Annotated in this window: 19 protein-coding genes and 2 tRNA genes; 1 reads left to right on the top strand and 20 read right to left on the bottom strand. The window is 39.3% G+C overall.

Translation table 11 applies throughout. The features are described from left to right. Positions 1-64 precede the first annotated feature (64 nt). The gene (gene tuf / locus SPAR10_RS09005) at positions 65-1,261 is read right to left on the bottom strand and encodes an elongation factor Tu (RefSeq protein WP_004253262.1); all 1,197 of its coding nucleotides are present in this window, start codon (positions 1,259-1,261) and stop codon (positions 65-67) included. Between the two features lie 198 nt (positions 1,262-1,459). Beyond that, positions 1,460-2,560, bottom strand: a complete 1,101-nt coding sequence (locus SPAR10_RS09000; protein ID WP_025170573.1) for an AI-2E family transporter — start codon at positions 2,558-2,560, stop codon at positions 1,460-1,462. 105 nt (positions 2,561-2,665) lie between these two features. On the opposite strand from SPAR10_RS09000, the gene pbp3 reads away from it, so the two are divergent. Then, on the top strand, positions 2,666-3,907 hold the full coding sequence (gene pbp3, locus SPAR10_RS08995; RefSeq protein ID WP_004253258.1) for a D-alanyl-D-alanine carboxypeptidase PBP3: 1,242 nt from the start codon (positions 2,666-2,668) through the stop codon (positions 3,905-3,907). Positions 3,908-3,936: 29 nt separating this feature from the next. Here pbp3 and SPAR10_RS08990 read toward each other — a convergent pair whose 3' ends face one another. The 18 genes from SPAR10_RS08990 to SPAR10_RS08905 all read right to left on the bottom strand — a co-directional run bounded on the left by SPAR10_RS08990 (position 3,937) and on the right by SPAR10_RS08905 (position 20,512). Further along, positions 3,937-5,334 (bottom strand): APC family permease, encoded by a 1,398-nt coding sequence (locus tag SPAR10_RS08990; protein WP_004253256.1) that lies wholly within the window; start codon positions 5,332-5,334, stop codon positions 3,937-3,939. A gap of 125 nt (positions 5,335-5,459) precedes the next feature. After that, positions 5,460-6,872, bottom strand: a complete 1,413-nt coding sequence (gene sufB, locus SPAR10_RS08985) for a Fe-S cluster assembly protein SufB (protein WP_004253255.1) — start codon at positions 6,870-6,872, stop codon at positions 5,460-5,462. A 57-nt stretch (positions 6,873-6,929) separates the two neighbouring features. Next, the gene (gene sufU, locus SPAR10_RS08980; RefSeq protein ID WP_004253252.1) at positions 6,930-7,370 is read right to left on the bottom strand and encodes a Fe-S cluster assembly sulfur transfer protein SufU; all 441 of its coding nucleotides are present in this window, start codon (positions 7,368-7,370) and stop codon (positions 6,930-6,932) included. Then, entirely contained in the window at positions 7,357-8,583 is a 1,227-nt protein-coding gene (locus tag SPAR10_RS08975) for a cysteine desulfurase (RefSeq protein ID WP_004253250.1), read from the bottom strand. Before SPAR10_RS08975 ends, sufU begins: the two co-directional genes overlap by 14 nt. A gap of 10 nt (positions 8,584-8,593) precedes the next feature. Further along, positions 8,594-9,856, bottom strand: a complete 1,263-nt coding sequence (sufD, locus tag SPAR10_RS08970; RefSeq protein WP_004253247.1) for a Fe-S cluster assembly protein SufD — start codon at positions 9,854-9,856, stop codon at positions 8,594-8,596. Between the two features lie 27 nt (positions 9,857-9,883). Further along, positions 9,884-10,654, bottom strand: coding sequence for a Fe-S cluster assembly ATPase SufC (sufC, locus tag SPAR10_RS08965; RefSeq protein ID WP_000114489.1), 771 nt, complete (start codon positions 10,652-10,654; stop codon positions 9,884-9,886). 152 nt (positions 10,655-10,806) lie between these two features. Beyond that, positions 10,807-11,001, bottom strand: a complete 195-nt coding sequence (locus SPAR10_RS08960; protein WP_004253242.1) for a DUF3272 family protein — start codon at positions 10,999-11,001, stop codon at positions 10,807-10,809. Positions 11,002-11,023: 22 nt separating this feature from the next. Beyond that, on the bottom strand, positions 11,024-12,688 hold the full coding sequence (gene dnaX, locus SPAR10_RS08955; protein WP_004253238.1) for a DNA polymerase III subunit gamma/tau: 1,665 nt from the start codon (positions 12,686-12,688) through the stop codon (positions 11,024-11,026). Further along, complete coding sequence (locus tag SPAR10_RS08950; protein WP_004253235.1) at positions 12,688-13,185, bottom strand: GAF domain-containing protein; 498 nt, start codon at positions 13,183-13,185, stop codon at positions 12,688-12,690. The genes dnaX and SPAR10_RS08950 overlap by 1 nt, the downstream gene beginning before the upstream one ends. An 84-nt stretch (positions 13,186-13,269) precedes the next feature. Then, positions 13,270-14,472, bottom strand: coding sequence for a 30S ribosomal protein S1 (gene rpsA, locus SPAR10_RS08945; RefSeq protein ID WP_004253232.1), 1,203 nt, complete (start codon positions 14,470-14,472; stop codon positions 13,270-13,272). 160 nt (positions 14,473-14,632) lie between these two features. After that, positions 14,633-14,704, bottom strand: a tRNA-Gln gene (locus SPAR10_RS08940). Positions 14,705-14,713: 9 nt separating this feature from the next. After that, positions 14,714-14,794: transfer RNA gene (locus SPAR10_RS08935), tRNA-Tyr, on the bottom strand. Positions 14,795-14,843: 49 nt separating this feature from the next. Further along, the gene (locus SPAR10_RS08930; protein ID WP_004253228.1) at positions 14,844-15,074 is read right to left on the bottom strand and encodes a DUF2969 domain-containing protein; all 231 of its coding nucleotides are present in this window, start codon (positions 15,072-15,074) and stop codon (positions 14,844-14,846) included. 124 nt (positions 15,075-15,198) lie between these two features. Next, entirely contained in the window at positions 15,199-15,843 is a 645-nt protein-coding gene (pcp, locus tag SPAR10_RS08925; RefSeq protein WP_004253225.1) for a pyroglutamyl-peptidase I, read from the bottom strand. Between the two features lie 13 nt (positions 15,844-15,856). After that, positions 15,857-16,780 (bottom strand): DUF979 domain-containing protein, encoded by a 924-nt coding sequence (locus SPAR10_RS08920; RefSeq protein ID WP_004253222.1) that lies wholly within the window; start codon positions 16,778-16,780, stop codon positions 15,857-15,859. Continuing rightward, entirely contained in the window at positions 16,777-17,466 is a 690-nt protein-coding gene (locus SPAR10_RS08915; protein ID WP_004253220.1) for a DUF969 domain-containing protein, read from the bottom strand. The genes SPAR10_RS08920 and SPAR10_RS08915 overlap by 4 nt, the downstream gene beginning before the upstream one ends. Positions 17,467-17,500: 34 nt before the next feature. Beyond that, positions 17,501-19,468, bottom strand: coding sequence for a peptide ABC transporter substrate-binding protein (locus tag SPAR10_RS08910; RefSeq protein ID WP_004253218.1), 1,968 nt, complete (start codon positions 19,466-19,468; stop codon positions 17,501-17,503). A 21-nt stretch (positions 19,469-19,489) separates the two neighbouring features. After that, entirely contained in the window at positions 19,490-20,512 is a 1,023-nt protein-coding gene (locus SPAR10_RS08905) for a branched-chain amino acid aminotransferase (protein WP_004253216.1), read from the bottom strand. Between the last annotated feature and the right edge of the window lie 120 nt (positions 20,513-20,632).

Genomic DNA, 20,632 nt, shown 5'->3' with positions numbered 1-20,632 from the left:
CTTGCATAGCAAGATTCTTTTAATGTCTGACTTAAATAATTGTTCTTCTGGGAACTAAATCGAATTAAGCTTCGATTTCTGTAACCATACCTGAACCAACAGTACGTCCACCCTCACGGATAGAGAATGTAGTACCTTGTTCTACGGCGATTGGGTGGATCAACTCAACGTCGATTGTCACGTTATCACCTGGCATTACCATTTCAGTACCTGCTGGAAGTTCGATTGAACCTGTAACGTCAGTAGTACGGAAGTAGAATTGTGGGCGGTAGTTGTTGAAGAATGGAGTGTGACGTCCACCTTCTTCTTTAGTAAGGATGTAAACTTCACCTTTGAATTTAGTGTGTGGGTTGATTGAACCTGGTTTAGCGATAACTTGTCCACGTTCGATTTCGTCACGTTGAACACCACGAAGAAGGACACCTACGTTATCTCCTGCAAGACCTTCGTCAAGTTGTTTACGGAACATTTCAACACCAGTAACAACTGCTTTTGAAGTTTCTTCTTTAATACCAACGATTTCGATTTCGTCGTTGACACGAACAGTACCACGGTCGATACGTCCTGAAGCAACTGTACCACGTCCAGTGATTGAGAATACGTCCTCGACTGGAAGAAGCAATGGTTTGTCAGTGTCACGTTCTGGTTCTGGAATGTACTCATCAACAGTGTTCATCAATTCCATGATGATGTCTTCGTATTTAGAGTCACCTTCAAGAGCTTTAAGAGCTGAACCTTGGATAACTGGAAGATCGTCACCTGGGAAGTCGTATTCTGAAAGAAGGTCACGGATTTCCATTTCAACCAATTCAAGCAATTCTTCGTCGTCAACCAAGTCGATCTTGTTCATGAAGACGATAAGGTGTTTAACACCAACCTGACGTGAAAGAAGGATGTGCTCACGAGTTTGTGGCATTGGTCCGTCAGTTGAAGCTACTACAAGGATAGCTCCATCCATTTGAGCGGCACCAGTGATCATGTTTTTAACGTAGTCCGCGTGTCCTGGAGCGTCGATGTGAGCATAGTGACGTTTTTCAGTTTCGTACTCAACGTGCGCAGTGTTGATAGTGATACCGCGTTCGCGTTCTTCTGGAGCAGCATCGATAGACGCATAGTCTTTAGGTTGGTTAACTGCTGAAGGCAAGCGACGTGCCAAAACAGTTGTGATAGCTGCAGTTAGGGTAGTTTTACCGTGGTCAACGTGTCCGATAGTACCAATGTTAACGTGTGGTTTACTACGATCGTATTTTTCTTTTGCCATTTGAGTAAAAGCCTCCAATAAAATATATTTTATAGATAGACAGTAGGCAATACAGTCTAACTTTCCTTACTATTTTATCAAATTTTAGCTAAATTGCAAGTGTTTTACAAAGTTTTTATTAATTATTCTTGTTCTTACTATAAGTTGTCGATTTATTGATAAAAAAGAAACAGATGAATCCGTTTCTTTTTAAAATCTTTATTTTTCTACCACTTCTTGTACTTCTTTATGTTTTTCATAAAGTCGGACTAGGAATTTGGATATTTCTTTGAGAATTGAGTAGGTAGGAACGGCAACGATCATACCTACGACACCATAGATATTACTTGACAACAATAATAGCACGAGAATTGTAATCGGATGAACTTTCATGACTCCACCAACAATACGAGGGTATAGGATATTCCCATCTACTTGTTGGATAATCAGCATATAGATAACTGCTATAATCATCTTTTGAGGATCCGTAAACAGATTTGAAATAATCATTGGAATTAGTCCAATACTCGGTCCAACATAAGGAATCAAATTTGCTAAACCTGAGAAAATAGCAAAAACTAATGCATATTTTAAGCCAATCACACTATAACCGATAAAAGCCAAACACCCGATAATAAATGCATCGATTGATACTCCACTTATGTAACGGGAAATAGTCTCATTCAAGTTTGTTATTAAACCAGATATATTGAGTTTGTCTCGCTTTAAAATAGTTCTTTCTAGCATCGGTAAGAATTTATGACCATCCAAAAGGAAATAAATCAAGAAAACCGGTGTCATAATGATAATTAAAACAGTGCTTACCAAAGCAGAAAGGACACTTCCTACACTATTTGTCACACTATTTAAGATATTTTGTAAAATATCGACATAAGAAAGATTTAATTGTTGGATTGTTTGTTGAATATCTAGCTCTTGGAAAGTAGGATATTTCGATAATTCTATCACTAAATCTTGGATTCGAGAATAGATATCTTGGCTAGAATTAATCAAGCTACTCAACTGATTAATTAAAATCGGCAAGAGATAGACGACAGCTATCACTATGGTTCCAAAGAGAACACAAAGTGTTAACAAAATACCAATGATTCGATTAATGCGACATTCCTTCTCTAAAAAAATGACAATTGGATTTGTTAAGTAGTAGAGAAATCCTCCTAATAAGAAGGGAATCATGATTGTATTTACGACACTTACAAACGGTGTAACAATAGCACCCATTTCTCTCCATAAGTAGAAAATTAAGGTAATTAATAATATCTCAGTGGTCCAGAAGAACAATTTATTTCTCCGAAACATAAGCCACCTCCTCTTTTTCCTATTTTACCATATTTCGAAAAAGATTGATAACCTTCATTATAAAAACAAGAATATTTTTTGTCTTTATGATAGAATACAATTACTATGAAGAAATTATTTTTAACATTACTAACACTTATTTCATTTGGTTCGGCTACTACTGTTTTTGCTCAGGATTTTGATGTCCCAGCAAAACACGCCATCGCTGTTGAAGCTAATACTGGTAAGGTTTTATATGAAAAAGATGCCACTCAACCTGTAGAGATTGCCTCTATCAGTAAGTTGCTGACTGTTTACTTGGTCTATGAGGCCCTAGAACAAGGGAAAATCACTCTTTCCACTCCGGTAGAAATTTCAGATTATCCCTACCAGTTGACAACCAATTCTGCGGCAAGTAACGTTCCTATGGAAGCTCGTAACTATACTGTTGAAGAGTTGTTAGAAGCAACATTGGTATCTAGTGCCAATAGTGCAGCTATCGCGTTGGCAGAAAAGGTTGCTGGATCGGAAAAAGACTTTGTCGATATGATGAAAGCCAAACTTCTTGAATGGGGAATTCAAGATGCTACCCTCGTCAATTCAACTGGTCTAAATAATGAAACTCTTGGAGATAATATCTATCCTGGCTCTAAGAAAGATGACGAAAACAAGATGAGTGCCTATGATGTTGCAGTTGTCGCTCGTAATCTTATCCTCAAATACCCACAGGTTTTAGAAATCACCAAGAAACCTTCTTCTACTTTTGCAGGGATGACTATTCATTCTACAAACTATATGTTAGAGGGATTACCTGCCTATCGTGGTGGTGTTGATGGTCTTAAAACTGGTACGACTGATAAAGCTGGAGCATCCTTTGTCGGAACAACTGTAGAAAAAGGAATGCGTATCATTACAGTTGTCCTTAACGCTGACAACCAAGATACCAATCCCTACGCTCGTTTCACAGCAACTTCAGCTCTTTTAGATTATATCTCATCCAATTTCGCTCTTCAAACAATCGTCAATCAAGGAGAAAGTTACCAAGATAGCAAATCTCCAGTTTATGATGGGAAGCAAGATACGGTTACAGCAGTCGCTAAAGAAGATATAAAAATTGTTCAACGTCTCGGTAGTCGAGCACAGTCATCTGTTACTTACACACCTGATAGTACTGAGCATACTGCACCACTTGAAGCAGGTACAGTCGTTGGACATCTGACTTACGATGACAAAGACTTAGTCGGTCAAGGTTATATCACCACTGACAAACCAACCTTTGAAATGGTCGCTGAAAAGAATGTTGAGAAAGCCTTCTTCTTAAAAGTATGGTGGAATCGTTTCGTTCGATTTGTAAATGAAAAATTATAAAAAAATCGCGAAAAATCGCGATTTTTTCTTTATTGATTTTTTGATAGTGTAGAGTTTTTATAGCCATAAGTAAAGTAAATAATAACTCCTACTACTAGTGCTAATACAAATGCTATCCAAGTTTCAAGAGTATATTGAAGCATAAAGGACAGACAAATTAAAATCGATAAGATTGGTAGAAAAGGAACCAAGGGCGTTTTAAATTCTCCCTCTTTAGGCTCTCCCTTGTCTTTTCTTAATTTAATAATTCCATAAGCTAAGAGAATGAGATAGGCTAAAGTACAGATATTGAGAAAGGCTGCGATACTTGATAGAGGAAAGATTCCGACTGCAATCGCTGAAACAAGACCTGTTAAGATTGTCGCATTCTTTGGAACACGACTTGTCTTGGTCACTTCTTTAAAAGTCTTAGGCAACAACCCATCACGAGCCAAACTATAAATCATTCGTGACAAGGCGTAGGTCATGGAAATACATACCGTAATCAAAGTAAAAATTGCAACGAGTGAGACATAATTAGCCGCCCAACCAATACCAATGCTTCTAAGAGCAAAAGCCACTGCATCATCAACATTGAGCTTACTATAGTGAACGATACCAGTTAATATCAAGGTAACCATGGCATATAGAATAGTTACAATGATTAAGGATAAAACAATCCCACGTGGAATATTCTTTTGTGGATTTTGAATTTCATCAACTGCCATAGAAATGGACTCAAAACCTAAGAATCCAAAGAACATGAGTGAAGCACCTGCCATAATTCCAGTGCTTCCACCGTAAATTTGACCAAAACCAAATGGAGCAAAGTCTGACCAGTTCTCAGGCTTGATATACCAGACTCCAACTAAGATAAATAAAGCAAGAGCAGAAAATTTTAAAACGACAAGAATCGAATTGAAGCGAAGTGCAGTTTTCGAATTCATGAGGACGACTGCTGTAACAAGCATAATCACTAAAATTGGTAAGAAATCAATATAAGTACCATGCTCAGGATTAAAAGTTCCATTCAAGGCTTGTGGCAAGGAAATTCCATAATGGCTAAGCAACCCCTTAAAATAGGCAGCCCAACCTGAAGCTACACCAGAGACTGCTGTCATAAATTCCATGATAGTTAGCCAACCAGCTATCCAAGCTGGAAATTCTCCCAAAACCACATATAAATAACTATATGCGCCACCAGTTGCTGAAACACGAGAAGCAAATTCTGCAAAAAAGAGCGCCGATAAGGAAACACAGATAGCTGAAATTACGATAGATACAACAAGGGCAGGACCCGCTAATGTTGCTGCCGCTGTTCCTGTAATAGTAAAGATTCCTGTACCAACCATGGCACCAATTCCCAAGAGAATTAAATCCCATAATTTCAAATGACGATGCATTTCTGTTTTACTTAGACTGAAGTCTTTTGTTCTAAAAATATTCATTCTTGATCTCCACTAACAATAATTGTTTTATTTTACCACAAATAATGTATTTTGTGAATATTTATAAAATTGTATCTAAAAAAACTGAACAAATGTAATATTTGCTCAGTTTTTATTCATAATGATTATCCAACTGACCCTTCCATTTCATAGCTAATCAAGCGGTTAAGCTCAACTGCATATTCCATTGGAAGTTCTTTGGTGAAGGGCTCTACAAATCCCATGACAATCATCTCAGTTGCTTCAGTCTCTGACAAGCCACGACTCATAAGGTAATAGAGTTGTTCTTCTGAAATCTTAGATACCTTGGCTTCGTGCTCAAGTGCAACTTGCGAGTTGTGGATTTCATTAAATGGAATGGTATCTGACGCTGACAAGTCATCCATGATAATGGTGTCACACTCGATGTGAGAAACAGATTTCTTAGAGTTTTTATTAAAGGTTACTTGTCCACGGTAGTCTACCTTACCTCCACCTTTAGCGATTGATTTAGAGACAATAGACGAGCTCGTATGTGGAGCATTGTGGATCATTTTGGCACCAGTATCTTGGTGTTGCCCTGCATTGGCAAAGGCAATCGAAAGCATAGTCCCACGCGCACCTTCTCCATCTAGGTAAACAGATGGATATTTCATCGTCGTTTTGGCACCCAAGTTTCCATCAATCCACTCAACAGTCGCATCTTTCAAAGCTTTAGCACGTTTGGTTACCAAGTTATAAACGTTGTCAGACCAGTTTTGAATAGTCGTATAACGCATATAAGCTCCGTCCAAAGCAAAGATTTCTACAATAGCAGCGTGCAAGCTGTTGCTTGAATAAGTTGGCGCTGTACATCCTTCTACGTAGTGTACACTTGCTCCCTCATCAACGATGATCAAGGTACGTTCAAACTGTCCAGTATTTTCGTTATTGATACGGAAATAAGTTTGAAGTGGAATATCTACCTTAACACCTTTTGGCACGTAAATAAAGGTTCCACCTGACCATACTGCTGAGTTGAGGGCAGCCAACTTGTTATCTGTCGGCGGTACTAACTTCGCAAAGTATTGTTTAAACAAGTCTGGGTATTCCTTGAGGGCAGAATCTGTATCTGTAAAGATAATTCCTAACTTCTCAAATTCTTCCTTCATGTTATGGTAAACCACTTCTGATTCATACTGGGCAGAAGCTCCAGCTAGATAGGCACGCTCAGCTTCAGGAATCCCAATCCGTTCAAAGGTTTCTTTGATTTTTTCAGGAACGTCATCCCAAGAACGGGCTGGTTTATCAGATGGTTTTTGGTAGTAGATCAAGTCATCAAAGTCAATCTCTGACAAGTCTGCTCCCCAAGTTTGCATAGGCATTTTTTTGAAGGTTTCATAAGATTTCAAACGGAATTCCAACATCCACTCAGGTTCTCCCTTAGCTGCTGATAGTTCACGAATGACATCTTCATTCAATCCTTTTCCTGTCGATAGGACAGGCTCTACATCGTCATGGAAACCAAATTTATATTCACCAAGGTCAATTGGTTTTGGTTCTACTCTTTCTTCAGCCATAATATCCTTTCTTTCATTCTTTATTTCTAATGATTTATAAGACAAAGAAAGCTTGTCTTATTTATTTTCTTGGTCTTCAATTGTTTTTTTAAGGGCATTCCAAGCTAGGGTTGCGCATTTGATTCTTTGAGGGAATTTGGCAACTCCTGATAAGAAAGCTGCATCTCCAAGTTGATCTTGACGCTCATCCTTTTGACCTTGAACCATTTCAGAAAAAATGGTCGCAAGTTCTAAAATTTCTTGCTTGGTCTTACCTAAAACTGCATCCGTCATCATACTAGCAGAGGCAGTTGAGATGGTACAACCAGAGTTTAGAAAAGCGATATCTTCCAAACGATTATCAGCATCAAACTTGACAGATAGATTGATGACATCACCACAGGTCGGATTGTTGAGACTGATTTGTTCAGCATCTTCTAGCTTCCCTTGGTGATGGGGATTTTTCGAATGGTCCGCTACCACTGCCATATAAAGACTATCTAGTTTAGAAAGTGCCATTGAAAAACTCCTTTGTCTTTTGTAAGGCATCGACCAGCTTGTCGCAATCTGCCTTGGTATTGTAGATATAAAAACTAGCACGAGCTGTTGCTGGGACGTCTAAATATTGAAGCAATGGTTGGGCACAATGGTGACCCGCACGAACTGCTACTCCTTCATAATCCAGAGCAGTCGCGAGGTCATGAGGATGAAGATCGCCTAGGTTAAAGGCAATGACACCTGAACGTTGAGCCAAATCTTGCGAACCGTAAATGGTCAAACCTTCAATTGCCTGTAATTTTGGATAGACGTATGCAATCAATTCTTGTTCGTGGGCTTCAATGACGTCCATACCAATCTTTTCAAGATAATCCACGGCAGCTGCAAGCCCAATAGCACCAGCCATATTAGGAGTTCCAGCCTCGAATTTCCAAGGCAATTCCTTCCAACTAGCAGATTGCTCATAGACGAAATCAATCATCTCGCCACCAAATTCAACTGGTGACATTTGCTCCAGATATTTTTCTTTACCGTAAAGAATACCAATACCAGTCGGACCAGCCATCTTGTGACCCGAAAAGGCGAAGAAGTCCACATCCAAGTCCTGGACATCAATCTTCATATGAGGTGTAGACTGAGCACCATCCACCACCATAATAGCTCCAACTTCATGAGCCATTTGCGTGATTTCTTTGATAGGATTAACCACTCCAAGAACGTTTGATGCGTGAGCTAGTGAAACAAATTTAACTTTGTCAGTCAATTTAGAACGCAAGTCATCCATATCCAGAGCCCCATCTTTGAGATAGACATAAACAAGCTCTGCCCCAGTCTTTCGGCAAGCTTCCTGCCATGGAATAATATTGGAATGGTGTTCCATGACTGAAATCAAGACCTCGTCATCTTCAGTCAAGATTTCCTCAGCGAAACGTGCCACCCAGTTGAGACTAGTCGTAGTTCCTCTAGTGAAGAGTACTTCCTTTGTAGAGCCTGCGTTGATAAACTTACCAATGGTTTCACGAGCAGCCTCATAAGATGCTGTCGCACGCTCTGCCAAAGTATGAACCCCTCGGTGAACATTGGCATTGTCCTGCTCATAGTAGCGGTTAATGGCTTCCAGAACAGCTAGTGGTTTTTGTGTCGTCGCAGCATTATCCAAATAAACCAGAGGTTCGTCATTAACAATCTGGTCTAAAATTGGAAAATCCTTGCGAATCACTTCTGCATCTAACATATGCTTCCCCTTAGCGTTTTGACAATTTTTCTTCGATCGTCGCAATCATTTCATCACGAACTTCCTTGACAGGAATCTCAACGATTACAGATCCAAGGAAACCACGAACAACTAAACGTTCTGCAGTTGCCTTGTCCAATCCACGGCTCATGAGGTAGTACATGTCTTCTGGATCAACTTGACCAATAGAAGCCGCGTGACCTGCAGTGACATCATTTTCATCAATCAAAAGAATTGGGTTGGCATCGGAACGTGCTTGGTCTGAAAGCATCAGCACTCGGCTTTCTTGTTGGGCATCTGCTCCCTTAGCACCCTTGATGATGTGGCCAATACCATTGAAAGTCAAAGTTGCTTTTTCAAGGATAACACCATGTTGAAGAATATTACCGATAGAGTTGCAACCATAGTTAGTCACTCGAGTATCAATCCCTTGCACCTGACGACCACTTGAAAGAGCTACGACCTTAAGGTCTGCATGGCTACCATTTCCAAATAGGTCACTATCAAAGTCAGCAACGACATTTCCTTCGTTCATGACACCGATAGCCCAGTCAATACTTGCATCGTTGCCCAATTTACCTCGGCGGCTAATGTAGGCAGTGACATTCTCACCAAGACGATCAATTGCAGCAAATTTCACTTGAGCACCAGAACGTGCAATCACTTCAACAGTGATATTAGCAGTCGCCTTAGCACTACCATCACCGCGTGATTCTAAACGTTCGAGGTAGCTGATTTTAGAGTTTTTACCTGCAATGATCAGAATATGCTTGTTAAATGGCACATCACTATCACTATCTTGGTAGAAAATTCCTTCGATTGGTTCTGTGATTTCGACATTGTCTGGAATATAGAGAACAGCACCACTATTAAAGTAAGCTGTGTGGTAGGCTGCCAATTTGTCATCGTCGTATTTTACTGATGACATGAAAAATTCTTCTACGAGTTCTGGAATTTCTTCTAAAGCCGAATGGAAGTCTGTAAAGACCACTCCTTGTTCAGCCAACTCAACTGGAATTTGCTCAAAAACTGTTTGAGTTCCAACCTGCACCAATTTCAAGTGATTATCTAAAGCAGTGAAATCAGGAATATTTGCTGATGGTTCACTTTCCGTGATGGTACCATCACCAAGATTCCAACGGTGAAATTTTACACGCTCAATGACTGGCAATTCCAAACTCTCAATCTTATCAAAAGCTTTTTGACGGAGGTCTGACAACCAGCTTGGTTCAGCGTGCATTTCTGAAAAAAGTTTAATAGTTTCTTTAGTCATTTACTTCTCCTAAAAGATACGAGGGAATTACAATTCTTCCTTGTAGTCATAGCCAAGTTCTTCAGCTAGTTTCGCGTATCCTTCACGTTCCAAGCGTGCAGCTAATTCTGGACCACCAGAAAGAACAACACGACCTTCCATCATAACGTGTACCACATCTGGTGTGATATAGTTCAAAAGACGTTGGTAGTGAGTAATGATCATAGCACCAAAACCTTCACCACGCATAGCATTCACACCTTTAGAGACAACTTTAAGGGCATCAATATCAAGACCAGAGTCAATCTCATCTAAGAGTGCAAAAGTTGGTTCCAACATCAAGAGTTGAAGAATTTCGTTACGTTTTTTCTCACCACCAGAGAATCCTTCATTAAGGTAACGCTCAGCCATTTCTTCTTTCATGTTGAGCAATTCCATTTTTTCGTCTAGCTTAGTGATAAATTCGCGAACTGAAATCTTTTCGTCATCTTCTTTACCAGCATTCATGGCTGCACGAAGAAACTCAGCATTTGTGATTCCAGGAATTTCTGATGGGTATTGCATAGCAAGGAAAAGTCCCATGCGCGCACGCTCGTCCACTTCCAATTCAAGGATATTTACACCGTCAAACAAGACTTCACCTTTAGTGACTTCATAGTTCGGGTTTCCCATAATTGCAGCTGAAAGAGTAGACTTACCGGTACCATTTGGTCCCATGATAGCTGCAATTTCCCCTGTTTTAAGAGTCAGGTTGACTCCTTTTAAAATTTCTTTTCCTTCAATTTCAACGTGAAGATCTTTGATCTCTAATACTGACATGATAGTTCCTTTCTTTTCAATCCTTTTTACAGTACCCACTAAAATTCAACTTTTTTAAAGTCTTAGAAAATACGGTAAAATGTCAATAAATATACCTTTATAGTATAACAAAAAAAGCCTAAAAGGCTTTGATTTTGTCTAGAAGCTAGGAGCTACTTCTTCCCTTGAAAATGATCATCTATAGCGCTCACAATTTTACCCATGATATAGCTCACGCGAAAATTTCTCAGGATCAAAATAGCCCAAAGCAAGGCCACGATATACCGTTGCTCCATGATGGATTCATTAAAGAAATAAGTCTCAGCAGCAGTAAATAAGGCCATGATAATAAATTGTTGTCTGTTCATAGTCTTTTACCACAACTTCCTATTAGTCTTCTGCTATGGTCACTTTATCTGCTAAAAATTCAAAGCCTTGAGGAAGTATGGATTCTTCGGGTTCTTCCTTATTGATCTGTTCTTGAGAACCTTTAGCTCTGCTTGAAAATGCAGCTCGAACTTCCTTCCATTCATCCATAGAAATAGCAAGAATCTCTGGAGAAAATCCAGCAGCACGACTAAGAATATTGCCAAACATGGTGTTAAGATTGTCTCGTTTCATGGTTTGACCAGCATTGAAGTTAGATTCAAAAGCCAAAATCGCATGATGTTCATTAGCAGCAACTGGTTTAGAACCAGCCAAGAGTGCCTTATCTGGCCCTGATAAGCTTTCAATGACTTCTCCCCAAGCATTCTGAAGACGGATTAAGTTTTGACGGGCCAAGTCTGGATTTTCTACTGCTTCTTGAAGAATAGACTGCACCTTATTTCGGTCTACACGATAGATTGACTTACTGTTAGTCGGACGACTTGGTGTAGAAACAGTTTGTTTGGGATTAGAACCAACATTGGCAAGAGCTTGTTTCAATCGTACAACTTCTTCTCGAAGAGAAGACAATTCCTCAGCCACCTCACTTGAAAGTTCTGGTTGAGAATCAATTTCTGCTAAACGAATAGTCATCATTTCGGCATAAATTTTAGGTTGTAGGCTAGCCTTAATATCAGCTAGACTTTTAGTAGCAAGACTAATCATCTCAAACAAGACATCCTGCGGAAGAGCTAAGTTTTTCTCAAATGCATCACTATGATGTGTATTTTCTCCGCCTGCTTGGACAATTAAGATATCACGTAGATATTGCAGCAAATCGACTACAAAACGTGTCATGCTCTTTCCATTCTCAAAAATCAAATCAAGATTTTGAAGGGCTCCTGGTACATCCTTCTGAGCTAAAGCAGCTACGTAATGATCCAAGGCACTTAAACTAATGGTACCAGTGATTTCTTCTGAGACTGCAGTTGTCAATGTTGCTTCTTGGGTTAAGCTTAATGCCTGGTCTAGAATTGACAAGGCATCCCGCATACCACCCTCAGCTCGGCGAGCAATAATTTCAACAGCTTCTGTTTCGTAATCAATCCCTTCTTTTTCTAAAATCTGGAAGATATGATCTCGAATATCCTGAGTCTTAATGGACTTGAACTCAAATCGTTGAACACGAGACAAAATAGTTGCAGGAATTTTATGAAGCTCAGTCGTTGCCAAAATAAAGACTACATTTGGAGTTGGTTCTTCCAGTGTTTTCAAAAGAGCATTAAAGGCACCAGTCGAAAGCATATGAACCTCATCAATGATATAAACCTTATACTGAGCTATACTTGGAGCATAAGTTGATTTATCACGAATATCACGAATTTCATCAACCCCATTATTAGAAGCAGCATCCATTTCGATAACGTCTTCTAAACTTCCATCCGTAACAGCTTGACAGATATAACAGTTATTACAAGGTTCTCCCCCTACTTGATTAGGGCAGTTCATAGCCTTAGCAAAAATCTTAGCCACACTAGTCTTACCAGTTCCACGAGGCCCTGAAAAGAGGTAGGCGTGACTAATCTTATCCTGTTCCACAGCCTGTTTAAGGGTTCTAGCAACAACTTCCTGGCCCACTAACTGTGAAAAATTTTGACTTCTATATTTTCGATAAAGCGCCTGATACATTATGCTTTCTCCTCAAACATTGAAAATTTCCATTCTGACTTATCTAGTAAAATGGACACAAACTCTTCTAAATACTGTTGGTCTATATAATCATAATCATCAACATGAGATGAGTCCAAATCTAATACACCCAAAAGCTGTCCATTTTTTACCATTGGAAGTACGATTTCGCTACGAGCACTACTATCACAAGAAATATAATTTGGATAAGTCTTGACATCACCAACGATAACTGTTTGACGGCTAGCCGCTGACTCACCACAAACTCCTTTTCCGAGAGCGATTCTAACACATGAGACTCCACCCTGAAAAGGGCCTAAAATAAGCTCATTTCCGTCATATAAATAGAAACCTGCAAAGACAGTACGAGGAAAGTTCATTTTTAAGAGAGCACTAGCATTTGATAGATTAGCCAACACATTGGTCTCACCTTCTAAAAGACTAGAGAGTTGTTCATTTACAATTTGGTAAATTGATTCTTTTTCGGAATGTAACATAAGTCCATTATATCAAAAAATACTAGTTGAAAAAAGAAAAATCCCTTGTTTTACAACAAAGGATTTATAATTAGTTCTGATTGATTAAAGTTCGATGTCTCCGAACAAGTCAGCCATTGAGAATCCTGTTTGAGTTTCAGGAAGTTCAAAGTCACGTTTTTCTTGACGTTTTGGACGACGTGGACGTGGAGCACGTTTTTCTTCGTTTTGTCCTTCTTCTTGAGCTGGACGTTCTTCAAGAGCTTTGATAGAAAGTGATACACGTTCTGCATCAGCATTAACATCAAGAACTTTAACAGTAACTTCTTGACCAACTGTAAGAGCTTCTTTTGGATTTTCAATACGTTTGTGTGAAATTTGTGATACGTGAACAAGTCCATCGATACCTGGCAATACTTCAACAAATGCACCGAAGTCAGTCAAACGTTTAACCGTACCTTCTACAACGTCACCTTTAGCCAATTTTTGCTCAACGCCATCCCATGGTCCAGGTGTTGTTGCTTTAAGTGAAAGTGATACACGTCCTTCTTCTTCGTTAAGGTCAAGGATTTTAACTTCAACTTCTTCACCAACAGTTACAACTGATTTTGGTGAAACGTTACGTTCGTGTGACAATTCAGTCAAGTGAACCAATCCATCAACACCACCAAGGTCGATGAAAGCACCGAAGCTTGTGATACGAGCAACTTTACCAGTTACTACATCACCAGCAGCCAATTTACCGAATACTTCAGCACGAGCTGCTGCAGTAGCTGCTTCTACAACTTCACGACGTGAAAGGATGAAGCGGTTTTCTTTAGGGTCAACTTCTTTGATTTTAGCTTCAAATTCTTGACCTACAAAACGCTCAGTGTTACGTACGAAACGAGTATCCAACATTGAAGCTGGGATAAATCCACGCAAACCTTCAAATTCTACTGAAAGTCCACCTTTAACAGCGCGAGTTCCTTTAACTGTAACAACTTCTTCTTCGCGTCCTACAAGTTTGTCCCATGCTTTGCGAGCTTCAAGGCGTTTTTTAGATACAAGGTATGTTACTGTATCAGTATCTTTACCAACTACTTGACGAAGTACAAGAACATCAAATACTTCACCTACTTTTACAAAGTCATTGATATCTGCATCGCGATCGTTTGTCAATTCGCGAAGAGTCAAGACACCTTCAACACCAGTTCCAGAGATTGCAACGTTAGCTTGATTAGCATCAACTGTCAATACTTCAGCACTAACAACATCACCAGGTTCAACTTGGCTAACGCTATTTAGCAAATCTTCAAATTCATTCATCTAAAAAATCCTCCAACAATCAAGTCTTTTTTAACTTGACATACTTATAATTTTTTTCCTAAGCACCCGCAACGACATGAACATCTCGAACGTCCTTCAATTATAAAAATAAAATACCCTAAGATATTTTTCTTTTTATCTTGAATTTATTACCTAAGAACTGGGGTAGCTGGATTCGAACCAACGCATGAGGGAGTCAAAGTCCCTTGCCTTACCGCTTGGCTATACCCCATTGATGATATGGAGAGAGAGGGATTCGAACCCCCGAACCCGAAGGAGCGGATTTACAGTCCGCCGCGTTTAGCCTCTTCGCTATCTCTCCGACAATCAACGAAAACTATTATATCATGAAAATTTGCAAAAAACAAGCATTATTTTGCTAAATTATAGTTCTCAATCAATATTTCCACAGCTTTTTCAAGATTTTTGTAAAAACTATCGACATTTCCATTCTTTATGATTGCAAATTGGTCATCTAGTTCGGCAATTTCACCGATTAACTTTTTACCAATTGTTAATGTGTAACCAGCGTACTTATCTTTTCCAACTGCTACTTTAGCATCTGATAATTGAATCTCAATTTTTTTATCTTTTTTGCTCATACCATACCTCTTTTCACTTTTTCTATTTTACAAGAAAATCCCTAATCTAGCAAGAAAAAACTCTCTATCAAGCTAATCTTGATAGAGAGTTTAAGGAATATTTTTTAATTTGAAAATTGAATCATTAGTGAGTCGCCCCTCCGACTAATTTCAAATCTTTATCTTTATGGTCTACGATAGCACCAATAGCAACTTCGATACCTCGGACAATATCTCTTAAGCACATGGATGCAGTATTAGGCTTATTTACCACTTGTTCTGTCATATAGGGAATATGCATAAAGCCTGCTCTCATATTAGGAAATTTCTTATCCGCTAAGTAGAGAGCCTGATACATTAGATGATTGCAAACAAAGGTTCCAGCTGAATTGGATACTGAAGCAGGTAGCCCTTCTTCTTTTATGGCTTGTACCATTGCTTTGATAGGGAGTGTGCTAAAGTAGGCAGCTTCTCCATCTAGGCGAATTGGAGTGTCAATCGGTTGATTTCTTTGGTTATCTGGAATTCTAGCATCATCTTGATTGATAGCAACTCTCTCAGGAGTTAAACTCGCTCTTCCTCCTGCTTGTCCGATACAAAGCACAACATCTGGATGGTATCGATTTATTTCTGCTTCTAAAACCTCTGCTGATTTATAAAAGACTGTTGGAATCTCTACCCAGCGTATCTCAGCTCCATGAATTACAGACGGTAATGATTTAACTGCTTCTAGAGCTGGATTGACTTTTTCACCACCAAAAGGATCAAATCCTGTAACTAATATTCTCATTTTATTTCCTTTACTAAAATGCCAAAAAGTACATCAGAAATACATGTATGATAATCATGACAATAGCTACTCCTATTTGCGCTTTGATAACGCCATTTGGATCTTTCATATCCAAAAGGGCCACAGGTAGAGTATTGAAATTGGCAGCCATTGGGGTTAATAGAGTCCCACAACAACCTGCTGTCATAGCAAGAGCACCCGCCATGATTGGATCTGCTCCCAAGGAAAATACAAAGGGAACACCAATTCCAGCAGTAATGACAGTAAAGGCCGCAAAGGCATTTCCCATAATCATTGAAAATAGAACCATTCCCAACACATAAGCCACTACACCCATCAACCGACTCCCCGAAGGAACAAAACCACTTATCAGATGTGACATTAAATCTCCAACTCCTGCTACGGTAAAAATCGCTCCCAAAGCCCCTAAAAGTTGGGGCACAATCCCACTAGTTGAGACTTGCTGAACCATGCGATTATTTTCTGCCAGCAAGCTTTTAGGAGAACTTTTAGTAATCAATAAAAGAGAGATGGTTGCAAGAAATGCTGCAAGGCTGATAGCAATCTTACTAAACTCAGGGATCATTTTTGCTAATACTAAAGCAATCAAAGCCATCAACATGACCGGAATAAAAATTTTATTCTTCAACCGTTTAGCTTCAATATTTGCCTTGACTTCATTCAGAGACGGCAAGGTTCCGATACGAACCTGTTTAAAGAGTGTTAGTAGGGCTAAGAGCACTACGATAATTCCAATACAGATAGATGGTAGATAGGAACCACCAATAAAACTGATTCCCAATAAAGCCCAAAACCCAGCTGTTCCATATCGAACTGGGTTTGTTTTGTCTTTGTAGCTACAATAGGCCGTGTGAAGAAATTGACAACCAATCACAATATAGGTTAACTCTAATAACTGTCTTGCTAGATTGGTCATTCTTCTTTTCCTTTACTAAGCTTATTCGCTAGCAGTTTTCTATCAAATAAGTAATTGTAAATCCCTACCACAAGTAGGGCAACTCCTGCAACAATAAGAGAATCCGAAGCGATCCCTGCATAATTACTTTCGTAACCTAATTGGTCCAGAGTGCCCCCAACTAAGAGGACACCACCTGCACCAACGAAAGTGTTCTGAGCAAAGAAATTTGCAAAATTATCATTTGCTGCTGCACGCGCTTTTAGCGCTTCGCTCTCCTGCTCCGTTAATTTTCTACCTAATTGTGACTCTGCCGCTGCTTGTCCCATGGGTTGAACCAGAGGCCTTACAAACTGTGGCTGCCCTCCGATACGAATGGCAAAGAAGCTGTCGAGTTCCCGAAAAAAGAAATAAACGGTATAAAAACTTCCTACGGTCAGCCCCTTTATCCTTTGAATCAAGTCAATCGAACGTTGCTTGAGGCCAAAAGTTTCAGATAAACCAACCAAGGGCAAGGTTACCATAAAAATCGTAAGAACTCGTTGATTGCTAAATTCTCTTCCTAAAATTTCCAAGAACTCAACAAGAGAAACTCCAGAAACTAGAGCTGTAACTAAACTAGCTAAGACTACCGTTGCGATGGTATCTAATTTATAGATAAAACCAACCACAATGATAACTATCCCTATTAGTTTAATCCATTCCATATAGGCCCCTTTATTCCAAAAATACTAGTCTGTTTTATTTGACATGACTTTCTAGTTCTTTTTGGTATTTACTGTTTGATTCCAATTTTTCTTTTTGCCATTTTTCAAGAGCTGCTTGATATTCTTTAGCAGATACAATTTCTTTTTGCAATTTCATTCCCTTGAAGATATATGGATCACCCTTAATACCTACTTGTGAGTATGGTTTAGAGAATGGAACAACGTTGCTGACAACTGGTGAACCACCTGATGAAGCTGTTGGCATCAAGAGAGAACTATCAGTGAGCCAAGCTTGCGCTTTAGCATATTTTTCATATCTCTTGTCCAAATCGTTTGTTTCAGAAACTGCATCATCCAAGAGTTTCTTATATTCATCCAGACCAAGTTGAGCTACTACTTCCTTGTCTTTACCTTTCGTAATACCAAGGTGTTTCATAGCAGAACCAGTCTTAGGATCCATGATATTGAGATAACTTGCTGGGTCTTGGTAGCTTGGAGCCCATCCAGTACTGTTCAAGTCATAGTCTTTTTGTGCTGGAACACGCGCTTGCGATGTAATGCTTTCCTTTTCGTTATCGGTCATCTGAAGGACATCAATCACGACATTTTCAGAACCAAGAGTTGACTCGATTGATTGTTTGAAGGAATTGCTTTGTTGAACGGCGATTGTATCTGTCTGTTCAACTGGAACATCCAAATGAATTGGGAAGGTTACACCTTTTGCTTCCAATTCTTTCTTAGCTTTCTCGAATGAAGCCTTAGCTTTGTCAGGATTGTAGATAGTATCTTTTCCGTCTACAAGCTCAACGCCTTTCCATTGGTCTCCATAGTTGACCAATTCTGCTTGAGCGATATCACCAAAGTTTTTACCGCCAGATTGTACAAAGTTATCTGGAACTAGACTGTTACGAATAATCTTGTCCGCACCATCTTCACCATTGAGCTGTGCAGCATAAGAATGACGGTTGAAGGCAAAGTTAATTGCTTGACGGAAGTCCTTGTTCAACATCGCTTCTTTTGTAGAAGTTTTCTGTTCTTCACTTGTTTTCGCAGTCTTATTGTAAGATTGACGGTTTACGTTAAAGGTAAAGTAATAACTAGTTGAATCCTGTGGACTGTATGTGATTTTATCTCCGTATTGTTCCAATGTAGAAGCAAAGTTTGAGCTACTTGGGAAGATACGAGCTGTTGTATAAACACCTGAAGAGAAGCTACGGATTAATGATTCTTGGTCTGAACCATCATAGTAGGTCAATTTTACTTTCTCGATTTTAACCTTCTCTTTATCCCAATAATTTGGGTTCTTTTCGTATTCGATTAAAGATTTTGAAGTCAATGTCTTCAGGATATACGGACCGTTATAAAGAATTCCAGATGGACTTACTGCTCCGTAGTTCTTACCTGAAGCTTTGAGGAATTCCTCGTTTACCGGCAACATGGTTGCTGAAGTCACTTTCGAATTCCAGAAACTTTCAGGTGCATTAAGAGTATACTGGACTGTGTAGTCATCCAATGCCTTAACCCCAACTGTAGAGAAGTCATTAGTCTCACCAGTCATATATTCATTCAAGCCCTTAATGGAGTTTTGAATAAGAGTGACACCGTCTGATTTACCATCTGCTACGTGTTTTAGTCCAGTAACAAAGTCATGCGCTGTCACTTCAGCGTATTCTTCACCTTCTGACGTGTACCATTTAACTCCTTTACGAAGTTTATAAGTATAGGTCAAACCGTCTTGTGAGACAGTCCAATCCTCTGCTAGTGAAGGAACCAAATTTCCATATTCATCGTTTTCCAACAAACCATCAACGACGTTACCAATAATATCCGTTGTTGAAGTACGAGTTGCAATACTGTAGTCCAAAGATGATGGGTCTACTCCATAGACATAAGAGAAGGTTGTAGGTGCATCTGCTTCTTTATCAGCTTTACCACAAGCCACAAGAAGAACTGCTGTACTCAGGACAACTCCTGCTGTTAACATCCACTTTTTCGTTTTCATAAAGATCTCCTTTAATAATTTTTAATCTACTTTTACAATCCAACCTTCTGGTGCTTCAATGTCACCAAATTGGATACCTGTCAATTCATTGTATAGTTTACGAGTCACTGGACCAACCTCTGTTTCACTGTAGAAAACATGGAAATCATCACCATGTTGGATTCCCCCAATAGGTGAGATTACTGCTGCTGTTCCACAGGCACCTGCTTCTACAAATCGATCCAGACTATCAATTGGTACATCTCCCTCAACAGGCTTCAAGCCTAAACGATGCTCTGCCAAGTAAAGCAATGAATACTTGGTAATAGATGGTAAGATTGATGGACTCAATGGGGTTACAAACTCATTATCAGCTGTAATTCCAAAGAAGTTCGCTGAACCGACTTCTTCAATCTTGGTGTGGGTTGAGGGGTCAAGATAAATAACGTCTGAGAAATGACGGGATTTAGCCATTTTTCCTGGCAAAAGACTAGCTGCATAGTTACCACCGACCTTGGCAGCTCCTGTCCCATTTGGTGCAGCACGGTCATACTCATCTTGAATCAAGAAGTTTGTTGGAACCAATCCACCCTTAAAGTAATTTCCAACTGGCATAGCAAAGATGGTAAAAATATACTCCTCAGCTGGTTTTACCCCAATGATATCTCCAACACCAATCAAGAGCGGACGAAGGTAAAGGGTTCCACCAGTTCCATAAGGGGGTACGTATTCTTCATTAGCACGAACTACTGACTTACAAGCCTCTACAAACATTTCTGTTGAAACTTGGGGCATCAATAGACGATCACAGGTACGTTGGAGTCGTTTAGCATTTTCATCTGGACGGAAGAGTTGAATACTGGCATCTTTTGTACGATAGGCTTTCAATCCTTCAAATGCTTGCTGTCCATAGTGAAGGCTTGGAGAAGACTCTGAAATATGCAAGGTTGCATCTTCTGTTAATTCTCCTTGAGTCCATTGTCCATTTTTAAAATAAGCGATATAACGATAAGGTAGTTTCATATAGGAAAAACCGAGATTTTCCCAATCAATCGTAACGGTCATGACAATCTCCTTTATTCTAATCAAGCTTTGTGTTCTATTCTACACTATTCTCCTAAAAATTCAAGTATTATTTGTAATTTTCTGAAAATTTTATTTATAAAAAATCAGTCACTAGGACTG

The sequence above is a fragment of the Streptococcus infantis SPAR10 genome (genome assembly GCF_000279535.1).
GTDB classification, from domain to species: domain Bacteria; phylum Bacillota; class Bacilli; order Lactobacillales; family Streptococcaceae; genus Streptococcus; species Streptococcus infantis_I.
The sequence above is the reverse complement of the archived record's forward strand: the minus strand, read 5'-3'. Positions and strand labels throughout refer to the sequence as shown.

What these genes read in the sequence shown, in the direction of transcription:
- SPAR10_RS08950 (WP_004253235.1), bottom strand. Translation starts at nt 13,185, where the DNA reads ATGTTACATTCCGAAAAAGAATCAATTTACCAAATTGTAAATGAACAA.
- dnaX (WP_004253238.1), bottom strand. Translation starts at nt 12,688, where the DNA reads ATGTATCAGGCGCTTTATCGAAAATATAGAAGTCAAAATTTTTCACAG.
- SPAR10_RS08920 (WP_004253222.1), bottom strand. Translation starts at nt 16,780, where the DNA reads ATGACCAATCTAGCAAGACAGTTATTAGAGTTAACCTATATTGTGATT.
- pcp (WP_004253225.1), bottom strand. Translation starts at nt 15,843, where the DNA reads ATGAGAATATTAGTTACAGGATTTGATCCTTTTGGTGGTGAAAAAGTC.
- tuf (WP_004253262.1), bottom strand. Translation starts at nt 1,261, where the DNA reads ATGGCAAAAGAAAAATACGATCGTAGTAAACCACACGTTAACATTGGT.
- rpsA (WP_004253232.1), bottom strand. Translation starts at nt 14,472, where the DNA reads ATGAATGAATTTGAAGATTTGCTAAATAGCGTTAGCCAAGTTGAACCT.
- sufC (WP_000114489.1), bottom strand. Translation starts at nt 10,654, where the DNA reads ATGTCAGTATTAGAGATCAAAGATCTTCACGTTGAAATTGAAGGAAAA.
- SPAR10_RS08915 (WP_004253220.1), bottom strand. Translation starts at nt 17,466, where the DNA reads ATGGAATGGATTAAACTAATAGGGATAGTTATCATTGTGGTTGGTTTT.
- SPAR10_RS08975 (WP_004253250.1), bottom strand. Translation starts at nt 8,583, where the DNA reads ATGTTAGATGCAGAAGTGATTCGCAAGGATTTTCCAATTTTAGACCAG.
- SPAR10_RS08910 (WP_004253218.1), bottom strand. Translation starts at nt 19,468, where the DNA reads ATGAAAACGAAAAAGTGGATGTTAACAGCAGGAGTTGTCCTGAGTACA.
- pbp3 (WP_004253258.1), top strand. Translation starts at nt 2,666, where the DNA reads ATGAAGAAATTATTTTTAACATTACTAACACTTATTTCATTTGGTTCG.
- SPAR10_RS08905 (WP_004253216.1), bottom strand. Translation starts at nt 20,512, where the DNA reads ATGACCGTTACGATTGATTGGGAAAATCTCGGTTTTTCCTATATGAAA.
- sufD (WP_004253247.1), bottom strand. Translation starts at nt 9,856, where the DNA reads ATGACTAAAGAAACTATTAAACTTTTTTCAGAAATGCACGCTGAACCA.
- SPAR10_RS08930 (WP_004253228.1), bottom strand. Translation starts at nt 15,074, where the DNA reads ATGAGCAAAAAAGATAAAAAAATTGAGATTCAATTATCAGATGCTAAA.
- SPAR10_RS08960 (WP_004253242.1), bottom strand. Translation starts at nt 11,001, where the DNA reads ATGAACAGACAACAATTTATTATCATGGCCTTATTTACTGCTGCTGAG.
- sufU (WP_004253252.1), bottom strand. Translation starts at nt 7,370, where the DNA reads ATGGCACTTTCTAAACTAGATAGTCTTTATATGGCAGTGGTAGCGGAC.
- sufB (WP_004253255.1), bottom strand. Translation starts at nt 6,872, where the DNA reads ATGGCTGAAGAAAGAGTAGAACCAAAACCAATTGACCTTGGTGAATAT.
- SPAR10_RS09000 (WP_025170573.1), bottom strand. Translation starts at nt 2,560, where the DNA reads ATGTTTCGGAGAAATAAATTGTTCTTCTGGACCACTGAGATATTATTA.
- SPAR10_RS08990 (WP_004253256.1), bottom strand. Translation starts at nt 5,334, where the DNA reads ATGAATATTTTTAGAACAAAAGACTTCAGTCTAAGTAAAACAGAAATG.